Source organism: Clostridium sp. (genome assembly GCF_051656525.1).
In the GTDB taxonomy this organism is placed as follows: domain Bacteria; phylum Bacillota; class Clostridia; order Clostridiales; family Clostridiaceae; genus Clostridium.
This window is the reverse complement of the sequence record NZ_JBOGCC010000030.1, coordinates 1-22355: the sequence shown is the minus strand read 5'-3', so window position 1 is coordinate 22355 and position 22355 is coordinate 1. Positions and strand designations below refer to the sequence as shown.

The 22355-nt window shown below is 28.9% G+C and carries 17 protein-coding genes, 1 pseudogene and 1 riboswitch; of the genes and pseudogenes, 2 read left to right on the top strand and 16 right to left on the bottom strand.

The window, feature by feature from the left end:
* Window positions 1-2682, top strand: a 2682-nt coding sequence (locus ACRDDY_RS00885) for an MSCRAMM family protein (protein WP_438563082.1), incomplete at its 5' end; no start/stop codon positions are given.
* 36 nt (window positions 2683-2718) lie between these two features.
* On the opposite strand, the gene ACRDDY_RS00880 is transcribed toward ACRDDY_RS00885, so the two are convergent.
* From ACRDDY_RS00880 to ACRDDY_RS00820, 13 genes and pseudogenes are all read right to left on the bottom strand, one after another.
* Entirely contained in the window at window positions 2719-3411 is a 693-nt protein-coding gene (locus ACRDDY_RS00880) for a response regulator transcription factor (protein ID WP_438563081.1), read from the bottom strand.
* A complete protein-coding gene (locus ACRDDY_RS00875; RefSeq protein ID WP_438563080.1) occupies window positions 3401-4579 on the bottom strand; it encodes a sensor histidine kinase in 1179 nt (392 codons plus the stop codon). The genes ACRDDY_RS00880 and ACRDDY_RS00875 overlap by 11 nt, the downstream gene beginning before the upstream one ends.
* 87 nt (window positions 4580-4666) lie before the next feature.
* Window positions 4667-5329, bottom strand: a complete 663-nt coding sequence (locus ACRDDY_RS00870; RefSeq protein WP_438563079.1) for a hypothetical protein — start codon at window positions 5327-5329, stop codon at window positions 4667-4669.
* Between the two features lie 154 nt (window positions 5330-5483).
* Window positions 5484-5660, bottom strand: a pseudogene (locus ACRDDY_RS00865) (helix-turn-helix transcriptional regulator).
* 99 nt (window positions 5661-5759) lie between these two features.
* Window positions 5760-5865, bottom strand: a riboswitch (SAM riboswitch).
* A gap of 45 nt (window positions 5866-5910) precedes the next feature.
* A complete protein-coding gene (locus ACRDDY_RS00860; protein ID WP_438563078.1) occupies window positions 5911-6546 on the bottom strand; it encodes an FMN-dependent NADH-azoreductase in 636 nt (211 codons plus the stop codon).
* Window positions 6547-6658: 112 nt separating this feature from the next.
* Entirely contained in the window at window positions 6659-7357 is a 699-nt protein-coding gene (locus ACRDDY_RS00855; RefSeq protein ID WP_438563077.1) for a pirin family protein, read from the bottom strand.
* A 58-nt stretch (window positions 7358-7415) separates the two neighbouring features.
* On the bottom strand, window positions 7416-7850 hold the full coding sequence (locus tag ACRDDY_RS00850; protein ID WP_438563076.1) for a MarR family winged helix-turn-helix transcriptional regulator: 435 nt from the start codon (window positions 7848-7850) through the stop codon (window positions 7416-7418).
* A gap of 172 nt (window positions 7851-8022) precedes the next feature.
* On the bottom strand, window positions 8023-10605 hold the full coding sequence (ppsA, locus tag ACRDDY_RS00845) for a phosphoenolpyruvate synthase (protein WP_438563075.1): 2583 nt from the start codon (window positions 10603-10605) through the stop codon (window positions 8023-8025).
* Between the two features lie 216 nt (window positions 10606-10821).
* Window positions 10822-12162 (bottom strand): L-fucose:H+ symporter permease, encoded by a 1341-nt coding sequence (fucP, locus tag ACRDDY_RS00840; protein WP_438563074.1) that lies wholly within the window; start codon window positions 12160-12162, stop codon window positions 10822-10824.
* 14 nt (window positions 12163-12176) lie between these two features.
* Complete coding sequence (locus ACRDDY_RS00835; protein ID WP_438563073.1) at window positions 12177-12881, bottom strand: class II aldolase/adducin family protein; 705 nt, start codon at window positions 12879-12881, stop codon at window positions 12177-12179.
* Window positions 12882-12894: 13 nt separating this feature from the next.
* Entirely contained in the window at window positions 12895-13335 is a 441-nt protein-coding gene (locus ACRDDY_RS00830) for an RbsD/FucU family protein (protein WP_438563072.1), read from the bottom strand.
* Complete coding sequence (locus ACRDDY_RS00825) at window positions 13329-14831, bottom strand: rhamnulokinase (protein WP_438563071.1); 1503 nt, start codon at window positions 14829-14831, stop codon at window positions 13329-13331. The genes ACRDDY_RS00830 and ACRDDY_RS00825 overlap by 7 nt, the downstream gene beginning before the upstream one ends.
* Before the next feature lie 18 nt (window positions 14832-14849).
* On the bottom strand, window positions 14850-16643 hold the full coding sequence (locus ACRDDY_RS00820; protein ID WP_438563070.1) for an L-fucose isomerase: 1794 nt from the start codon (window positions 16641-16643) through the stop codon (window positions 14850-14852).
* Window positions 16644-16780: 137 nt separating this feature from the next.
* Between ACRDDY_RS00820 and ACRDDY_RS00815 the strand changes: the two genes are divergently transcribed.
* On the top strand, window positions 16781-17641 hold the full coding sequence (locus ACRDDY_RS00815; protein WP_438563069.1) for an AraC family transcriptional regulator: 861 nt from the start codon (window positions 16781-16783) through the stop codon (window positions 17639-17641).
* Between the two features lie 67 nt (window positions 17642-17708).
* Here the strand turns inward: ACRDDY_RS00815 and fucO are convergent, their stop codons facing one another.
* From fucO to ACRDDY_RS00800, 3 genes are all read right to left on the bottom strand, one after another.
* Complete coding sequence (gene fucO, locus ACRDDY_RS00810) at window positions 17709-18860, bottom strand: lactaldehyde reductase (RefSeq protein ID WP_438563068.1); 1152 nt, start codon at window positions 18858-18860, stop codon at window positions 17709-17711.
* Between the two features lie 142 nt (window positions 18861-19002).
* Window positions 19003-20979 carry a C40 family peptidase gene (locus ACRDDY_RS00805; protein ID WP_438563067.1) on the bottom strand — a complete coding sequence of 659 codons (1977 nt, stop codon included), beginning with the start codon at window positions 20977-20979 and terminating at the stop codon, window positions 19003-19005.
* A 206-nt stretch (window positions 20980-21185) separates the two neighbouring features.
* Window positions 21186-22355: 6-phospho-beta-glucosidase (locus ACRDDY_RS00800; protein WP_438563066.1), on the bottom strand; the 1170-nt coding region annotated here is incomplete at its 5' end.

Below are 22355 nucleotides of genomic sequence, written 5' to 3'. Positions count from 1 at the left end.
GAAAATTCTACAACTATTAAATATTCTGCTCCTGAAAATGTAAATATAGCTAAAACTGTTAATGGAATGCCTACTTTTCCCGTAAAACAGGAACAAATCAACAATCCTCTAAGATATAAAGTTATTGTTGATACTACAGATATGACTACTCCCAAAACATATACTGATACAATGCAAACTGGCATTAAATTATTAGAAAATACTATTAAAATAGTAAATTCTCAAAATGAGGATGTTACATCTCAATTTAAAGATTTAATTAGTATTTCTAATACTTCAGATAGTACAATCACTACTATTAAAGATTTCCCTGTTGGCAATGTTTATACTATTACTTATGATGCCATGCCTGACCCTCAAGGTCATTTGGTTTGGACTAGAACAAATACTGCTACATTAGGTAATGGTACATCTACAGCTACAGTTATTCTAAATTCAGATACGGGCTCCGAAGTAACACCTGATAACATAAAAACTCTAACGGATAAGACAGTTTCAAATGGTTCTACTTTTAATAATATTGGTAATATTAAAAACTATACTTTAAATATTAACTCACAAAATTTAAATCTTCCCGTTGGTTCAACTGTTATTGATGAGCTTCCATCTCAACTTATTTTAGATACTGATAGCTACGCTAAAATTAACGCCATTGCTATGGGGCCTGGTGGAATTTTTCCTCCTGGTGGAATAGAAGTATATTGGATTGATGCTGATGGAAATTCAAAAACTATTCAAAATGTTCCTAATCCTATTGCAAAACTTACTGCTAATTCAAAAACTAATACACTAACATTTGAAGTTTTAAGGGAATCAAATTCTTCTTATACAATCTCTTATAATACAAAAATAATAGAAATCTCTGATAAAATCGTTAACTCTGTTTCTAGTACTGTTGCATCACATTCTGCTACAAACTCAGCTACTATAAATTTTAGTTCCGATGCTGGACTTATTAGTGTAAGAAAGTCTGCTGATAAATCAATCTTAACTAATAATTCTAATGATCAAAAAGTGACTTATTCAATTACAGTAAAATCTTATGGAGCTTTTCCTACAAATTATTTAAATATTACAGATACTATTGATCCATTAGTTAAAATAGATAGTATTGAAGTTCCTCCTGAGTTTTCATATTCTATTGATAAAAATAATTTGAAAATAACAAATACAGCTCCTGTTATTGGCACTTTAGAAAAACCTATTTCATACACTTTTACAATTAGTACTGATTTTAAAAACATTAAGCCCGGTAATACTATTTCAAATACTGCCATTATAAATGAAGTACCAACTAATACCGTAAAAATTAAAAAAGGTGTATCCTTCAAAGCAATAAAAGCTGATAAAAATTCTAAAGATACTGTTTTAAAAGATGCTGTATATGGAGTTTACTCAGAGGATAATACTCTTTTATATGAGATAACTTCTGATTCTAATGGTATATTAGAAGGCTCATTAGATACTGTAGGAAATTATTACTTAAAAGAACTTACACCTCCTACTGGATATAAATTAAGTGATGAAAAAACTAATTTCACTATAACAACTGATAACTTAGGAACAGTTATAACCTTACCAACTATATATGACGAGCCTATACTTGGAAGTTTAGAAATTCTTAAAACTGATTTTTCTTCAAAGTTACCTTTAGAAGGTGCTGTTTTTCAAGTCACTGGTCCAAATGACTTTAAACAAACAATAACTTCTAATAAAAATGGTCTTTGTAATATTTCTAACCTTCCTTGGGGTACTTATTCTGTTAAAGAAATTAAAGCTCCTTTAGGCTATGACCTTAATACTACTGCTCAAGAATTTAATATTAATCAGACTTCTCTATCTTCTAAACTTTCTTTTACTAATAAGAGATTATCTGGTTCTTTAGAAATTCTTAAAATTGACTCTTCTTCAAAAACGCCTTTAAAAGGTGCTAGTTTTGAAGTTACTGGTCCAAATAACTTTAAACAAACAATAACTTCTGATAAAAATGGTCTCTGCAGTATACCTAATCTTCCTTGGGGTACTTATTCTGTTAAAGAAATTAAAGCTCCTTTAGGTTATGAAATTGATACTACTGCTCAAGAATTTAATATTAATCAGACTTCTCTATCTTCTAAACTTTCCTTTACTAATAAGAGATTATCTGGTTCTTTAGAAATTCTTAAAACTGATTCCTCTTTAAAAACTCCTTTAGAAGGTGCTGTTTTCGAAATTACTGGTCCAAATAACTTTAAAGAAACAATAACTTCTGATAAAAATGGTCTTTGTAGTATATCTAATCTTCCTTGGGGAAATTACTCAGTTAAAGAAATTAAGGCTCCTCTAGGATATATACTTGATAGTACACCTTATAAATTTACTATCAATGAAACCTCATTAGATATTCCACTTGGCTTTGCTAACAAAAAGATGCCAGATACTAATAATAATAATAATAATAATAATAATAACGGCTCTAATAATAACTCAGGTAATAACAATAGCTCTAATACTAATGGAAATAATTTAACTGATAATACTAATAGTAATAACTGGTACATCAATACTAATAGCAATCTTAATACTAATACTACTAGTCCATTCACTTCTGATACAAATTTAATTATTTTCTATTTAGCTTTACTTCTATCTCTTTGTATTCTAATAAAAATTAATTTTTTTAGAAAACATAAAATCAAATAAAAATCTTATAATTTAAGGGGTGCTAAAAAGCACCCCTTAAATACTATTAAATCTATAACCTGAACCCCAAATAGTCTCTATATATTCTGGGTTTGAAGTATCTTTTTCTATTTTCTTTCTAAGCTTTTGTATATGCACTGCTATTGTTGCAGTATCTCCAAAATAGTTTTCATCCCATATATTTTCTAAAAGTTGTTCTTTTGTAAAAACTATATTAGGATTTGATGCTAAGAATACTAACAATTCATATTCTTTTGTTGTCATTATGATTTCTTTTCCATCTACATAAACTTTATGAGAGTCTCTATGAATTTCTAATCCCTTTATACTTATTATTTCATGATTTGATTTTTTCCCCATAAGTCTTTCATATCTTAAAATATGTGATTTTACTCTTGCTACAAGTTCATTTGGGCTAAAGGGTTTTGTTAAATAATCATCTGCTCCATATCCAAATCCCTTTATTTTATCTATATCTTCAGTTCTTGCTGAAACTATTATTATAGGAACTTCAAAACTTTTTCTTATTTCTTTTACAATTTCAAATCCGCTTTTATTAGGAAGCATTAAATCTATTACTATTAAGTCATATACTCCAAGCATTGCTTTTTTAAGTCCTATTGCACCATCATTAACTACTTCTACTTTATATCCATTCATTTCTAAATAGTCTTTTTCAAGCTCTGCTATATTTAAATCATCTTCTATTATAAGAATCTTATTTTCCATTCTTTTCACCCTCCTTATATATAGGTAGTTTTATTGTAAAACTTGTTCCTACATTCACTTCACTACTTACATAAATTTCACCATTATGTGCATCTATAATTTCTTTTGTTATTGCAAGACCAAGCCCTGTACTGTTAAAATCTTTTGTTCTTTCTTTATCTACTCTATAGAATCTTTTGAAAATTTTATCTACCTGATCTTTTTCTATTCCATATCCATTGTCTGTAATTTCTATAAAAACATTATCAAAATCATTATAAAGACTTATTTCAATTTCTAAATCTTCTTTTCCTCTTCCATACTTAATCCCATTATCTAAAATATTTCTTAAAGCTCTATATAGTCTTTTTCCATCAATATTTACATACATATTCTCTGGAATATCAAAAACATAAGTACATTTTATTTTCTTCTCCTCTAATATAAAATAAAACTCTTCAACTATATCCTCTAAATATAGTTTAATATTTGTTTTGCTAAAAATAAACTCTATTTTTTGCATATCAAGCTTTGAAAATAAAAATAAATCATCTATCAGCCTATTCATATACTCTGCATTAGTTTTTATTACCTTTAAATAATTTTCAACATTCTCTTCTTTAACAACACCTTCTAAAAGTCCTTCAACATATCCATTTATACTTGTAATTGGAGTCTTTAAATCATGACTTATATTAGTTATTAAAAATTTTCTATTTTCTTCATATTCCTTTTTTATTTTTTCTCCATCTTCAAGTCTTTCCGCCATTTTATTGAACTCTTTTGTTAGAAGCTCAACTTCATTTTTCTCTGTTGATTTAAGTCTTACTGTATAATCTCCCTCTGCAATTTTCCTAACTCCTTGTTGAAGTTTTCCCATAGGAGTTATAAATCTTCTTTCCATTCTTGAAATCATATAAATTATTGTAATTTCATTTAATAGTAATATTATAACAATTACTACAGTTGCTATTTTAAATCCAATAATTTTTAATAAAAATAATATTATAACTAGAGTAACAATAAGTGTTACACTTTTAAAAATTCTTATATACTTGCTTAAAAAGAATAACTCATTTATTCTTCTATGAATATTTCTTCTATCTTCATGCATCATTTTATTATGTCTTTTCATTCCTTCACGAAAATTCCTGCATTGTTCTTTTCCACGCCCTCTATGTTCTTTCATCTTTTCCTCCCTTTAAATTTAATTATATTTATCTTAGCATAAAAAATAGGCTATATCATTGATATAGCCTATTTCTCTTAATATATTCTAGTAACTTAAGCTTACATTCACATGTATATTTTTACTTCCAGTTCCTTTAACTTCTACATTTGTTATTTCAAAGTCTTTGTTCATAGTTAATTTTAAGATAACTTTATCACAGTTACATCCATCTTTACATAACTCATTAAATATAGCATGCTTAATTTTAAACATTTCTTTTAAATCTTCACATTCAATGTCTTCAATTTTACATCCTTTACCTTCCATGTTTTTATGCATTTCTTTCATTTTTTCAATTTTCTTCATTAAGATTTCTTTAACATCTACTTCTATAATTTTTTCATTATCATTTTCAGTAAGTTCCATATCATTTAATACTTTAAATAATACTTCTAACTTAGCAAATTTATTCCCCTTACATTTTCTTTTACATCCCTCTCCATGATGATGGTGGTGATGGTGATGACCTTTCATCTTTTCAAAATCTAAATCTTTTTTAATTTGCTTACTTACTTGTAATTCCTCTGTATTAACCATTATATTTGCATCAACACTCATTTTTCTATTTTCTATATCCTTACAGAAATTATTAGTTCCTTTTAAGAATTCACCTTGAGCATTTTCACCTACAACTGATACATTCCCTTTAATAACATTTTTCTCTTTCATTGTTTTTGACATTCTATATAATACTTCTAATTTATTCATTTTACATTCCTCCTAAGAATTTATTTTGTTCTTTCCTATGAGTCTATTATAAAATGCATATATAAAAATCTAATAATCTAATTATAAAAAAAGTATAAAATCTTCTAAATTAAATTTAAAATTCATTGTTATATTTCTTTATACTTATCATAATCTATTCCTCCTCATAAATAAATATATCTTCTATTGATAGATTAAAGTATCTTGCAATTTTAAATGCAAGAATAATTGAAGGATTATACCTTCCTTTTTCTAATGAACTAATAGTTTATATTGATACTTCTAGTACACTTGCTAACTCTTCTTGTGTTATTTCTTTTTCTTTTCTTATATCTTCTCCCCCTTTACCTTAAATAAAATAAAAGCTATTCCCTTGCTTTAATCACAAAGAAATAGCTTAAAATACATTATTATATTTTCACTTTAAACTCTCTTATCTTTCAGGATAAATTCCTGCAGGATTTAGCACAATTCTGAAAACTTCAGCTGTTGCTAGGTTTCACTGAGCCAGTCCCTCCAACATTCTTAGATAAAAGTTTTATTTAATTTTAAATTCATTATACTACTTTCATTTTTAGAAATTAAAAGTTTTTAGCTTCATTAACTGCTTTTTCTATAGCCTTATCTTTTATTTCTTCTGCTTTTTCAGGTGCATATGCCATTCCTTCAACAAAAATAGTTTTATTATCTTGTACTCCTATAAAGTTCATGATAGTTTGAAGGTAACTTGCACTATGTTCTACTGACTTTCCTGGCTCTACTGAATATACTCCACCAGTTGCATGAATGTGCATTGCTTTTTTCCCTTCTAATAATCCAACTGGACCATTTGCTGTATATTTAAATGTTTTTCCTGCAACTACTGCTGTATCTAAATACGCCTTCATCATAGCTGGAAGACCTAAATTCCACATTGGTGTTACAAATACATATTTATCTGCCTCCACAAATTGCTCTGTAAATTCATTAAATCTAGTAATTTTATCTTGCTCATCTTTAGTTAGTTTTGAAAAATCAACACCATTTGCAAGTTTATCCCATGCTGCTAAAATATCTCTATCTATTAAAGGTACATTAGCATCATAAACTTCTATTTCAGTAACTTTATCTTGTGGATTCTCCTTTTTATACTCTTCAATAAATTTTCTTCCTACTTGTAATCCAAATGATTTACTTTCTTCTTTAGGGTTTGCTGTTATATATAATACTTTTTTCATATCAATTTCCTCTTTCCCATTATTTTAAAAATATTTCATTATTCTTTTTATCATTATCTTCACCTATAATTTTACTACTTTTTCACTAATTAGTGATATGTACATAAAAATTTTACTCTTTCTTCATTTCTAATACTATATAATGAGATTTTTCTTCTGCCTTAATTTTAATATCTTCTTCTACAATTTCTAGAGCATCTCTTTCATATAAGTGAACACCATTTATATCTCCTACACCTTCAATTTGTACTAAATATGCCTGTCTTCCTACTCCAACTTTAAATTCAATTTCTTTATCTTTGTCTAATTCTAATACATAGATATTTACATCTTGATTTATTTTTATTTGTGCATCTCCATCTTTTCCTGAAACTATATTAAGCCATTTATTTTCTCTTAAGCTCCAATCAAATTTAAAGTCTCCATAATTTGGTGTATATCCTTTTTTATCTGGGTAAATCCAAATCTGTAAAAGTCTTAACATTTCATTTCCATAATTATGTTCACTATGTAAAACTCCTGTTCCTGCACTCATATATTGAACATTTCCACGTCCAAGGCTTCTCTCATTTCCCATGCTATCTCCATGAGATATTTCTCCTGAAACAATATATGAAACAATCTCCATATTTTCATGTGGATGTGTATCAAAACCTGTACCTGGCTCTACTAAATCATCATTTAAAACTCTAAGCTTTCCAAAATTTAAATTGTATGGATTCCAGTACTCTGCAAATGAGAAATGAAATGAACTTCTAAGCCATCCTAAATTACTTTTTCCCATATCTTTATTATCTATTTTTCTTAACATAATCTTACACTCCTTTATCACTAATTAGTGATATTTATTTAAAAAAAATTTTCTTTTTTTATTTTCTTAATTTTAAACCTATTTTTATTAGCATTTTCTTTTCCTCATCTGTAAGAACTGAAAAAATATTATTTATATTTTCAACATGCTTTGGAAACATATCCTCAATTATTTTTCTTCCCTTTTCAGTTATACTAATAAAAACTGCTCTTCTATCTTCTTCATCAACACACTTTTCAACAAGCCCATCTTTCTCCAAATTTTTTATAACAACAGTAATATTCCCTGAAGTTCCTAGAATTTTCTCAATAATATCACATATTTTTAAATCACCTTTGTGATACAAAACTTCTAAAACACCAAACTGTGATACAGTAAGTCCACTCTCCTTTATAGTTACATATTCTTTCTGATGAACCTTTTGCTCTGCTCTTGTTAATGCTATTAATGCTTTTAAATTTAAATTATTATTTGTATCAAATTTGTTTTCCATGTATTTAATTTATCACTAATTAGTGATAATGTCAAATAAAAATAAAAAAATAATTTATGAGATATTAAAAATAGACTATTTGATAGCATGTTTAAAGAAAAACTCAATTAAAATAACCACAATAGAAATTAAAATCCTACTGTGGTTATTACTTCAAATTATAAACCTTATATTATTCTAGTATATCAATATATCCTTCTGTTGCATTTACACAAATTCTTTGACCATTTTTTATTAGCTTAGTTGCATTCTCTACACTAACAATAGTTGGAATACCATACTCTCTAGCAATAACCGCTCCATGAGTCATAAGTCCTCCAACTTCTGTAACTATTCCTGATGCTGCTATAAATGCCGGTGTCCAACTTGGATCTACAAAAGGTGTTATTAATATATCTCCCTTTTCTATTTTTAAATCTTTAATATCTAGTATAATCTTTGCAATTCCTTCAACAATCCCTTTAGAAACTGATAATCCTTTAATATTCTTCTCACTTAATTTCCCTTTATATTTTCCTTCAATTATTTCTCCCTCTGAAGTCATAACACGTGGTACTCTTAGGCCTTCATATTTCTTATAATCTTCTTTAGCTTTTTTTATAATATCTTTATTTACCTCTTTATTTTTTATTACATCTTTTAATTGCCCAAATGTAAGATAGTATATATCCTCTTTATTTTCTATAACTTTATCTGAAACTAATTTATTAGCCTCTTTTAATAAACTTTTCTTATAAATAAAGTATCTATTTATTATTCCATACTTAGGGTATTCTCTATATCCTATAATATTTCTCATTAAATTAATTACAAATTCTACTTCCCTAGCCTTTTCTTCACCCTCTGGAAGATTTCTAAGTTCTCTTAGAATATCTTCCTTCTTATTATTAGCTCTCTCTAAGCCTTCATCAAATTTTCTCTTTCCTTCATTTTTTGAAAAGTTTCTAATATTATTTAGAATCATAGGAATAAGCATATTAGGATTTTCACTCCACCTAGTTCTTGTTATATCAATCTCTCCAACACATCTCATTCCATATTTATTAAGATATTTAGAAATCTCTAGTTTTATTTTTTTACCATCATCAAATTCTTCTATTCCTTCTAAAAAATTATTTTCTTTAGTATTTTCTAAAAACGAAATTATATTTGCATGTGGTCTAATCATATCTGAGATATTCATTAAAGAAATACCCATCTCTGATGTAATATTATTTTTTACTGACTGTGATAATATATCTGCTACATTTTTCTCACCAAGCCACATCTCAATCATTTCATTTAACCAATTTGTTGCATTCATTCCAGTCATAATTATAGCTGAACTTTCCTTATCAGTTATAAGTTTTTTTAATGTATTAATATCATCCTCTATAAATTTAATTAATTCATCACCTGTTTTATCTTGAATATCTTTCTTTAATACTTCTATTGAATTATTTGTCTTTTCAATAAGCTTTAAAACTAACTCTTCATCACCATTAATCAATGGTTTAAACTCTCTATACTCTATCTCTTTAACAGGCTCCTCTTTATAACTTTCCTCTACATTTTCTATAAAGTCTCCCCTATTAACTATTGTTTGAAGTGCATCTTTTATAAGAGGTTCTGAATCTCCTAAGTTCTTTATTAAAAGATTTCTCATTTTAGGTGATGATAATCCATCATAAATATCAACAAATAATCTTCCACCAGCTTCATACATTGGTCTAACTGCTGTTAATCTAAATAATGATAATCCAAGTGGTTTCATTGCATCTGTCATCATTTGTTGATGTGCTACTGATATATATAAATGTTTTTTATTATCATCCATTTTGGGAGTTGGATATATTGTTGTAATTGGTCTTGATTGAACTATATATATTTTTTTATCTTCTATACACCATTCAATATCTTGTGGCTCTTTAAATAAATCTTCAATCTTCTTTGCAATACTATTAATCTCTAATATTTCAGCTTCACTTAAAACTTGTTTTTTTTCTTCTATATCTTTTTTAAAAACTCCACCATTTTTCTTAGGATAAATAGCAATTTTCTTAGTTGAAATAAGTTTCTCTTTGATAATATTTCTCTCTATTTTATATAAATCTGGAGTAACTAAACCTTCAGCAATAGCTTCCCCCATTCCAAAACTTGCATTTATAACTACTACATTTTCTTTATTTGTAGTTGGGTCTTGTGTAAAAGCTACGCCTGATATTTCAGATGAAATCATTTTTTGTATAACGACAGCCATATTTATAGAACTACTTTTAATCTTATTCTTTATACAATAGCTAATTGCTCTCTCACTAAAAACTGATGCAAAGCACTTTTTCAAATTTTCTAAAATACTATCTACTCCAATAACATTTAAATAGGAGTCCTGTTGGCCTGCAAATGATGCAAAACTTGAATCTTCCGTTGTTGCACTAGATCTTATTACATATGCTTCTTCACTTCCTAAACTAATAATTCTCTTAATAATTTCATCTATAATCTCCTTAGATAAAATTGCCTTCTCTATGCTTTCACGAATATTACTACTAAAGTCTCTTATTTTATCAGTTTCTTCAATTCTTATTGAATCTAAATCCTTTAATAATGTTTCTACTTTAGCCTCTTTAATAAGTTCTAAAAAAACATTTGTTGATACACAAAATCCATCTGGTACATTTACTCCCTCGGTTCTATAAAGCTTTCCTAAGTTTAATCCCTTACCTCCAACTAAACTTCTTTTATTACACTCCTCAAAACTATATGTATATATCATCTAAAGCACACTCCTTTATAAAACTTTAATATTGTATCTCATTTTAGCACTCTCCACTATAAATAAACAGTCTACTATTCCCCACTCTTTTTATGATATAATTAACTTAGGGAGAGATATTTTTATATCTCCCTATTTTTTTATTCTTCTTTAAAATACTCATACCAATTTCATAATAAAAAATAAGCTGCTTCTTTCTGAAACAGCTCATTTTCTTTAATTAGATTTCTTTTTTCTATAACAAATTGAGTAAATTAAAACTACTGCAAAACAAATTATTGGAATTATAAATGCTGATCTTACTGCAGCTTCTGCTCCTGTAAATGATGGTACCATTGATGATAATGAGCCTGTATCTATAAGTTTTCCCATTATCGGAGTTATTACTGCTCCACCTAATATTGCCATAATAAGCCCTGCTGCTCCTACTTTTACTTCTTTCCCTAAGTCTGTAAGTGCTATACCATATATTGTTGGGAACATTAATGACATACATGCTGAAATTGCAACTAATGACCATACTGAAAGATCTGTTGGTAAGTATATTGTTCCAAGACTAAATACTATTCCACCAATTGCAAATACTGCCATCATTTTAGCTGGATCAAAATATTTCATAAGTGCTGTACATAACCAACGACAAGCAATAAATCCAACTATAGCTATTAAATAATATTGTGATGCTGCTGCTTCATCTATTCCCTTTGTTGTCATTACATAACCTATTGTCCATGTCCATACCGCTATTTGAACACCAACATAGAAAAATTGTGCTACAACTCCAAACGCATATCTTGGAATTTTTATAAGTTTCTTTATTGATTGTACTATATCAAGACTTCCTGAATTATCTTTTTCTGAATCCTTACTTCTCTTAAAGAAAAACCAAATTACAACTGCTATTAAAACTAATCCTACATAAGGTATACATACCCATAATAATTCTTTCGCTTGTATTGCACTTAATGCCTCGCTTGACATAGAAACTCTCTCTTCATATGTTGCAGGATTTAAGTTACTTAATATAAAGAATTTTGCCATTATAATTCCAAGTAGTGATCCTAAAGGATTAAATGCTTGTGCTAAGTTTAATCTTCTTACACTTGTTTCTTCATCCCCTAATGATAAAACATATGGATTACATGTAGTCTCTAATATTGATAATCCTCCAGCTAATACAAATACTGATGCCAAGAATAGATTGAAATTTTGAGTCATTGCAGCTGGAATATATCCCATTGCTCCAATTATATATAGTCCAAGACCTACTAATACTCCATGTCTATATGAATATTTTTTTATTAAAATTGCTGCTGGTAATGCAAGTACAGCATATGATCCATAAAAAGCAACTTGTGTTAATGATGCATCAGCAGCTTCTAACATAAAAATCTTTCCAAAGGCTGGTACTAAGTTATCTGTCATATTATTTAACAGTCCCCATAAAATGAAGCAGGATACTAACATTACAAAATGTAATCTATACCTTTTAGGAATAATACTAAAATCTTTCTCTTTTTTTGATGTACCTTTTTTCTCTGTTGTCTTGCTTTCCATACTCCTCTCTCCCTCTACATTTCTTTCTCTTCTTTTCTATATCTTTTAAATCCTGGATGTTTTCCTGTTACACCATAACCATCTCTCATACCTATTAATCTATCTATATTTTTTCTTTCAATTTCTTTTTCTCCACCTAATAAATGTGCCACTAAACTTATTTTTGCATATAATTCTAAAGTCTCCATTCTGTAATATGCATTAATTAAATCAGTTCCCACAGCCAATGCTCCATGATTCTCTAAAAGTAATACATCATGTTCTTGTAAATATGGCGCAATTGAATCTGGTACTTCATAAGTTGAAGGTGTTCCATATGGTGTTACTGGAATTGCACCTATTGCTATTACAGTTTCTATCATTGTATATCTATCTAAATCTAAATGCGCTACTGCAAATCCCGTTGCTGTTGGTGGATGTGCGTGTACAACTGATTTAACATCTTCCCTCTCTTTATAGCATCTTAAATGCATTTTTATTTCTGATGATGGTTTTGCTCCTTCTTCTCCATCTAAAACATTTCCATTTTCATCTATATGAACTAATTTTTCTGGTGTAATAAAACTTTTACTTATACCAGTTGGTGTTGCTAAAAATGTTCCATCATCTAATTTTACGCTTACATTTCCATCATTTGCAGCTACCCATCCTTGTTGCCACATTTTATGGCAAACATCACATATCTGCTCTCTTAATTCCATATAATTTAATTCTCTCATTTCACTTCTCCTTTTAATCTATTACTACACCCTTTTGTAATATAATATTTGCATATAAAGCTTTTTCACCTGTTGCTATTATTGCATATGCTTTTTTTGCATCATCATAAAATTTAAATCTATCTATATTTTCCACTACTTTATCTTTTCTTAAATCATTTTTACTTATTATCTCTTTATAAACATCCCATATAGGTGTTTTCACAGTATCTCCCTTTACTAATTCCATTAATTTTACTGGCTTTTCTACATAGGTATCTAAAGGCAATACTTCTAAAATAGCTTCTAATAATTTAGGAATTTCTTGCCCATCATATCTAATTACAATACATTTTTTCCCCATACTTTCTGCTGGAAAATTACCATCTGCTAGTACAATTTGATCTCCATGTCCCATTTCACATAAAACTTTTAATAATTCTGGTGATAAAATTTTAGGAATATTTTTTAACATTCTACCTTCACCTTCTTTTTAATAATATTTTTATATTTTTCAAACTCTAAGTTCCACTCTTCTTTTTCCTCTTCTATATACTCTTTTATTATTTCTGATTCTTTTATTATTTTTCTTAAATCTTGTATATTTTCTATATCCTTACTTGCTAATAACTGCGTTCCAATATTTCCAATTACAGTTCCTTCTTCTGGTCCTGCAATTACTTTACACCCACAAGCATTTGCTGTCATTTGGCAAAGCATTTTACTCTTTGCTCCACCACCAACTAGATATATACTGCTATAATTTTTCTTAGTACATTCTTCTATTTCTTCTAATGCTATTCTATACTTTAATGCTAAACTTTCATTTATACATCTTACAATTTCACCTATTGTTTCTGGCTTACACTGATTTGTTTTTATACAATACTCTCTAATTCTTGATGGAATATCGCCTGCTTGCACAAAAATAGGATCATCTGGATCTATAAAGCATTTAAACTTCTCTGTTTCCTTTGCCATTTCTTCCAATTCTCCATAACTGTACTCTATTCCTTCTTTTTCCCACTGTCTTTTACTTTCTTGTATTAACCATAATCCAATAATATTTTTTAAAAATGATACACTTTGTCCATACCCACTTTCATTTGTAACATTATATAAACTTGATACTTCATTTATAATTGGATTATCAAGTTCTGTTCCTAAAAGTGACCATGTTCCACAGCTTAAAAATATAAAATCTTTTTCCTCACTAGGCACTGCCATCATTGCGCTTTGAGTATCATGACTTGCAACTGCTATAACATTGCTTTTACTAATTTGTAGCTCTTCTACAATTTCTTTTGATATCTCTCCAATCTTCCTTCCACTTTGAACTATATTAGTGAATATCTTTCTTGGTAATCCTAACTTTCTAATTACCTCTTCTGACCAAATTCTTTTATTTGCATCAAATAACTGAGTCGTTGAAGCTATAGACATTTCTGTAACTTTTACACCAGTTAGTAAATAATTAAATAAATCTGGAATTAGGAGCATTGTATCTGCTCTTTCAAGCAGATACCCCCTATTTTCTTTTAATGAAAGTAATTGAAAAGCTGTATTAATTTCCATGAATTGATTTCCTGTTATCTTATAAAAATCTTCTCTATCTATTTTTTTAAAACTTTCTTCAATCATTCCTACAGTTCTATTATCTCTATAGTGAATAGGATTTTCTAAAATATCTCCATTTTTATCTAATAGTGCAAAATCAACTCCCCATGTATCAATTCCTATACTATCTATTTCTCCATATTCTTTAGCCTTCACTAATCCATTTTTTATTTCTAAAAATAATCTTAAAACATCCCAATACATAGTTTTTCTCATTATGACTGGTGAATTATCAAATCTATGAATCTCCTTCATTTCAATATTTCTTCCATCAAATCTTCCAAGAACAACTCTTCCACTTGAACCACCAAAATCAAATGCTAATACTTGTTTTTTTATCTTCTTACTCTCCATACTTTCACCTAATAAACCTTATCTATACATTGGTCCATAAACATTACATGCTCTATAATCTTGTCCTTCTTTATCCATTCCAAATGCATTCCAAGCAGCTGGTCTAAATATATTATTTTCTTCTACATTATGCATACTAACTGGAATTCTTAACATTGAACATAATGTTATTAAGTCAGCTCCAATATGCCCATAACTTATTGCTCCATGATTTGCACCCCAATTATTCATAACATCATATGCTGATTTAAAAGCTCCATTTCCTGTTAATCTTGGTGCAAACCAAGTACATGGCCATGTATAATCTGTTCTTTTCCATAACTTATCTGAAACTTCACTTGGAAGGTTTACTGTATATCCTTCTACTAATTGTAATACTGGTCCTATTCCTTTTACTAAATTTAATCTACACATAGTAACTGGCATTTCAGCTTCAGTTAAAAATCTTGATGAATATCCACCACCTTTAAAATATCCATTATTAGCTGGATTCCATGTAGTTGCATTTATAATATCTTCAACATCTTTCTCATTCACATCATACCAAGGCTTAATCATTCCATTTCCGTTCTCATCTTTAGCTTGTCCTGATCCATCTAAACATGATGCCCCTGAATTTATTAAATGTATAAATCCATCTGAGTCTTTTGCAACTCCCTCTAATTTATATCCTGTTGCTTTTTCAACTGCCTCTGGACTCCAATAAGTTCTTACATCTGAGAAAATTTGTGCAGTATTTGTTAATAACTTTCCAAACAACATACTTACTCCATTTAATACATCATTTTCAGTTGCTAATATATATGGCTCTCTTACCCCATTCCAATCAAAAGATGTATTTAAAAGTGCTTCTGGAAAATCACAGTTTGGATAAAAATCTGTCCATTGTCTTTGCCCTTGGAACCCTGCTGCTATTGCATTATGTCCTAACTTCTCTTCCTCACACCCTGATGGTAAATTCTCATTTCCATTCATTAAATCTTTTATTATGCACATCATCTTAACTACAAATTCCCAATCTTGCTCTTTCTCTTCTCTTGTTTTTTGTACACCTTCTGGATTTATATCAAAACCTTCTATACATTTTTCTTTAGTCCATTTTAAAGCTTTCTCAAATTCATCTTTATCATAAATTTCTTCAGTCATTCTTCTTATAATTTCAGTTTCATCTACAGACTCAACTCTCATTCCTAAATACTCTTCCATAAATGCCGAATCTATAATTGAACCTCCTATTCCCATACATATAGAGCCTATTTGTAAATAAGATTTTCCTCTCATTGAAGCTGCTGCTACAGCTGCTCTTCCAAATCTTAATAACTTTTCTTTAACATCTTCTGGAATTTCTGTCTCATCTGCCTCTTGAACATCATGTCCGTAAATTCCAAATGCAGGCAAGCCTTTTTGTGCATGTGTTGCTAGAACTGATGCTAAATAAACAGCTCCTGGTCTTTCTGTTCCATTAAATCCCCATACACCTTTTATTGTATTTGGATTCATATCCATAGTTTCTGATCCATAGCACCAACATGGTGTTACTGTAAGAGTTATATCAACTCCTTCTTTTCTAAACTTTTCTTCACATGCTGCAGATTCAGGAACTCTTCCTATAGTAGAATCAGCAATTACAACCTTTACATTTTCACCATTTGCATACTTTAAATTTTCTTCTAATAGTTTAGCAGCTGACTTTGCCATATTCATAGTTTGCTCTTCTAGTGATCCCCTAACATCTAATACTCCTTTTCTTGCATCTATTGTTGGTCTAATTCCTATTACTGGATTTCCACCTATTAATCTATTTTTACTCATTTATATTACCTCCATTTATTCCCTTTTTATTTGTTAATATGATTATAAATCTTTTGAAAAGGTTTTTATTGTGTTATAATAGATTAAAAATGTAATTATTTTCACTTTTTAGAAAATTTTAAAATTTGGAGGTTTTTATGAAATATTTTGAATTTAAAGAAACTAAAGAACATGGAACTTTTGATTTTCCAATTGAATTTTATTACATTACTAAAGAGCATCCTCGATATAATATGAACCTACATTGGCATACACATTATGAACTTATAAGAATTCTTGAAGGTGAATTTTCTTTAACTTTGAATGATGAAATTTTTCTAGCTAAACAAGATGATATTGTTTTTCTACATGATGGTGTAATTCACGGTGGCACACCTAAAAATTGTATTTATGAATGTATTGTCTTTGATATAAATTTATTACTTAAAAATAATCCTGTTTCAACTAAACTCCTTCAAGACTTTATAAAACAAAACAAACAAGTATACACTCTAATTTCTGGATACAATTCTACTCTTGATTTATTCTTAATTAATTTATTTGAATCTATTAAAACTAAAAATGAAGGTTATGAATTATTAGTTCACGGGCTTTTATATAGTATTCTTGGTCTTATTTTGCAAAATAAACTTTACTCAATTGCTGATACTAATTTACATCGCTCTACTGAATCATTAAATCAATTAAAGAAAGCATTAACCCTCTTAGAAAATCATTATTATGAACCTTTAACACTTGAAGATTTATCTAAATCTGCTGGAATGACTCCAAAATATTTTTGTAAGTTTTTTCATAAGATGACTAATAAAACGCCCATTGAATATTTAAATTATTATCGAATCCAAATGGCTTGTGAAATGCTTTTAACATCAAGTCTATCAATAACCGATATTTCTCTTGATTGTGGCTTTAATGATACAAGCTATTTTATTAAAACCTTTAAAAAATTTAAAAAACTTACACCTAAAAAGTATGCACTATTTCATTCATCAAAATAATTTTTCATATAAAAGGGACTTTCTCATTTTATGAAAAAGTCCTTTTTAATATATATTTTATAATTTTTTATTTTAATAAAGATATAAATAGCTCTCTTATTTCTTCTACTGATGTTTCTCTTGGATTTCCTGGTCTACATGCATCATCATATGCAGACTTTGATAAAAATTCTATGTCTTCCTCTTTAACTATATCTTTTAAATTTTCTGGAATCCCTATGTCTTTAGACAATTTTTTAACCGCATCTATTGCTGCTATTCTATATTCACTTTCAGTCATCTTTTCTACATTTTCCACACCCATAGCTACTGCTATATATCTATACTTGTCTCCTGTAGCTTCCGCATTGTACTCCATAACTCTTGGTAATATTATTGCATTTGCAATTCCATGTGGTGTATCATATAACGCACCAAGCGTATGTGCCATAGAATGAACTACTCCTAATCCTACATTTGAAAATCCCATTCCTGCTATATACTGACCTAACGCCATTTTTTCTCTGCCTTCTATATCATTTTCTACAGCTTTTCTTAAACTTTCTGATATTAATTCTATAGCTTTTAAATGAAACATATCAGTCATTGCCCATGCCCCTTGAGTTATAAATCCTTCAATTGCATGTGTCAATGCATCCATTCCTGTTGCAGCTGTAAGTCCTTTTGGCATAGAGTATGTCATTTGTGGATCTATAATTGCTACTAATGGAATATCATTTGCGTCTACACATACAAATTTTCTATTTTTCTCAACATCTGTTATAACATAATTTATTGTAACTTCTGCTGCTGTTCCTGCTGTTGTAGGTACTGCTATAATAGGAATACTTTTATTTTTAGTATTTGATAATCCTTCTAAACTTCTAACATCTGAAAATTCAGGATTATTTATTATTATTCCTATAGCTTTAGCCGTATCAATAGATGAACCTCCACCTACTGCTATTATATAGTCTGCTCCTGACTTTTTAAAAGCTTCTACCCCACTTTGAACATTTTCTATTGTTGGATTTGGTTTTATATTTGAATATACATCATATACAAGCTCATTTTTCTCTAAAACAGATATCACTTTACTTGTTACATTATATTTTATTAAATCTGGATCAGAACATACAAATCCTTTTTTTAATCCCTTACCTAAAACCTCTGTTTTTATTTCCTCTATTGCTCCTACCCCATGATATGATGTTTCATTTAATACTATCTTTTTTACCATAACCTCTCACACTCCTCAATAATATACTTTTATTATATTATCTTTATTTTTTAGTATATATAATTATAATTTCTTTATATATAATTATTTTCACAATAAAAAAACTGCAATTAAACGGTGAGCTTCAATTGCAGTTTTTCTTTTAAAGTACTCTTCTTGCGTTTGTATATGGGTATAGGTTCATTATTGTTACTGTAGTTCCTGTATGTGGTGATACTAAAATTTGTCCATTTCCAATATATATTGCTACATGATATGCAGGATCTCCCCAGAATACTAAATCTCCTGGTTGTAAATCTCCTTGTGCAACTGGAGTTCCACATTCTTGTTGCTCTGATGCTGTTCTTGGCAGACTAACTCCATTATGTCCAAATACATATTGTACAAGCCCTGAACAGTCAAATCCACTTGGACTTTCTCCACCCCATTCATATGGTGTTCCTATAAACTGTTCTCCATAATTAATTATTTGCTGTGCTTTTTGAGCTGGTGTTTCTACTTGTTGAAGTTTCCACTCACTTTCTGTTGCAACTCTATTTGCTACTACCCAAGCTTCTCCACCTTCGTATTCAATTCTGTCCCATCCGTTTGACTCTCCAACTACTTTTACATTCGTTCCATTATTTAATGTTGTAATTACATTTGAATCCCATGTTGGATTAGTCATTATATCTGTGTATCCTAAATCTTTAAAATCTATAACTCCATTTGTAGGACTTTCACTACCATATAAAGTATTTACTCTAGATTTCATTATCCATGAATTTTGGTTTCCACATTCTATTTCATACCAATTTCCACTTTCTCCAATAATATTAACATTTTCACCATTATAAAGTGTTGCTACGTAATTAGAATTCCAACTTGGTCCACTAACTACATAAGTATAATCTAAATCATCAAATCTTACAGTTCCCGTCCCAAGTACTGGTTTATGCGATGTATTTACTCTATTTTTTAATACCCATGCTGTTCCACCATCATATTTTATTTCATACCAATTAGACGTTTGTCCTATTATATCTACGCTTGTTCCATTATTTAATGTTCCTACAAAACCCGAATCCCATGTTGGGCCTGTCATTATATCTGTATAATTTAAATCACTAAAATTAATTGTCCCTGTATTAATTAAGCTTGTCCCCATTAATGTATTAACTCTTGATTTCATTACCCATGCATTTTGCCAAGCTGAACCATTATTGTATTCTATCTCATACCAATCTTCATTTTGTCCTACTATATTTACATTTGTTCCATTATTTAATGTTCCTACAGAATTTGAATTCCATGTCCCTTGGCTCATTATATCTGTGTATGATAAATCATCAAATCTTATAGTTCCTGTTCCTAATACTTTCTCATTTAAAGTATTAACTCTCTCTTTTTTTACCCATACTGTTCCACCATTATTCTCTATCTCATACCAATCTCCACTTTGCCCAACTATATTTACCTCAGTTCCATTATTTAAGGTTCCTGCTGAATTTGAATTCCATGTTGGTTCCATCATAATATCTGTATAATTCAATTCATCAAAATCAATTACACCTGTTTTTATTACCGTTTTCCCCATTAACGTATTAACTCTTGATTTCATTACCCATGCATTTTGCCAAGCTGAACCATTATTATATTCTATCTCATACCAATTTTCATTTTGTCCAACTATATTTACGTTTGTCCCATTATTTAAAGTAGTTACAAAGTTTGAGTTCCATGTCCCTTGACTCATTATATCAGTATATGGTAATTCACTAAATCTTATAGTTCCAGATCCTAATACTTTTTCATTTAAAGTATTAACTCTATCTTTCATTACCCATGCTGTTCCACCATTGTATTGTATTTCGTACCAATTTTCATTTTGTCCTACTATATTTATGCTTGTCCCATTATTTAATGTTCCTACAAAATTTGAATTCCATGTTCCTTCACTCATTATGTCAGTGTAACTTAAATCACTGAAATCAATCACACCTGTTTTTATTATATCTCCATGCGCACTACTTACATTACTAACATGGGAAATAGAGTCTGCAAAACTTACTATATTCGGTGCTGAAGCCATAAGTGTTGCTCCAATTCCAAGTAATATTGCTATTTTTTTTGCCTTCATTTTATCAATCCTTTGTTTTTTATTTCTCAAGAAAATCACTAAAATTTTCTCAAATAAAATAGGCATAGTTTTGTAATTCTTCTAAGTTATTTTTCAATAACTTTTACTCAACTACAAACTATTGCCAATTCTTCTACTCTCTTATTGTATTACATTATAGAATTTTTTTCAAATCCTTACTTTTTTATGTGAATTTTGTTAATTTTCTATAGATTTTCTCCATTTGACTCTATAACTTTTTTATACCAATTAAAACTTTTCTTTTTCATTCTTTTTAAACTTCCATTTCCTTCATCATCTCTATCTACATATATGAAGCCGTATCTTTTTGACATTTCTCCTGTCCCTGCACTTACTAAATCAATTGGTCCCCATGTTGTATATCCTAAAAGTTCAACTCCATCTAAAGTTACTGCATCACGCATTTCTTTTATATGCTTTCTTAAATAATCTATTCTATAATCATCTTCAATTTCACCATTTTCATTTATAATATCTTTTGCACCAAGTCCATTTTCAACTATAAATAAGGGCTTTTCATATCTATCATATATATGATTTAAAGTTATTCTTAACCCTAATGGATCTATTGGCCATCCCCACTCACTTTCTTCAAGATAAGGATTCTTAGCTGAACTAAAAATATTTCCTTTTGTTTCATCATCTTTTTCAGCTTTTGCACAACGGCTATTATAGTATGATAATGATATGAAATCTACAGTATTATTCTTTAAAATTTCTAAATCTCCTTCTTCCATAACAGGCATTATGTTTTCTCTTTCCATCTTTTTAATTGCATAATTTGGATATTTCCCTCTTGATTGTACATCTATAAAGAAATAACTTTCTCTATCTAAACAAGTAGCTTCCCATACATCTTTTGGATTTGGACTATATGGATATACAGAACCCGCAGCTAACATACATCCAACCTTATTTTCTTTATCTACTTCATGAGCTATTTTAGTTGCAATCGCACTTGCTACTAATTCATGATGAGCTGCTTGATATTTTATCTTCTCCTTATTTTCACCCTCTTCAAAATAAAGGCCTGCCCCCATAAAAGGTGCATGTAAAATCATATTTATTTCATTAAATGTAAGCCAATACTTTACAAGACCTTTATATCTTCTAAAAATTACATTACATAGATTCTCATAAAATCCTATCATTTTACGATTACGCCATCCTCCATATTTTTTTATTAAGTGAATTGGACAATCAAAATGTGTAATAGTTACTAAAGGTTCAATTCCATATTTTTTACATTCATTAAAAATATCTTCATAAAATTTAAGTCCTTTTTCATTTGGAGTCTTTTCATCACCATTTGGGAAAATTCTACTCCATCCAATACTCATTCTATAAACTTTAAA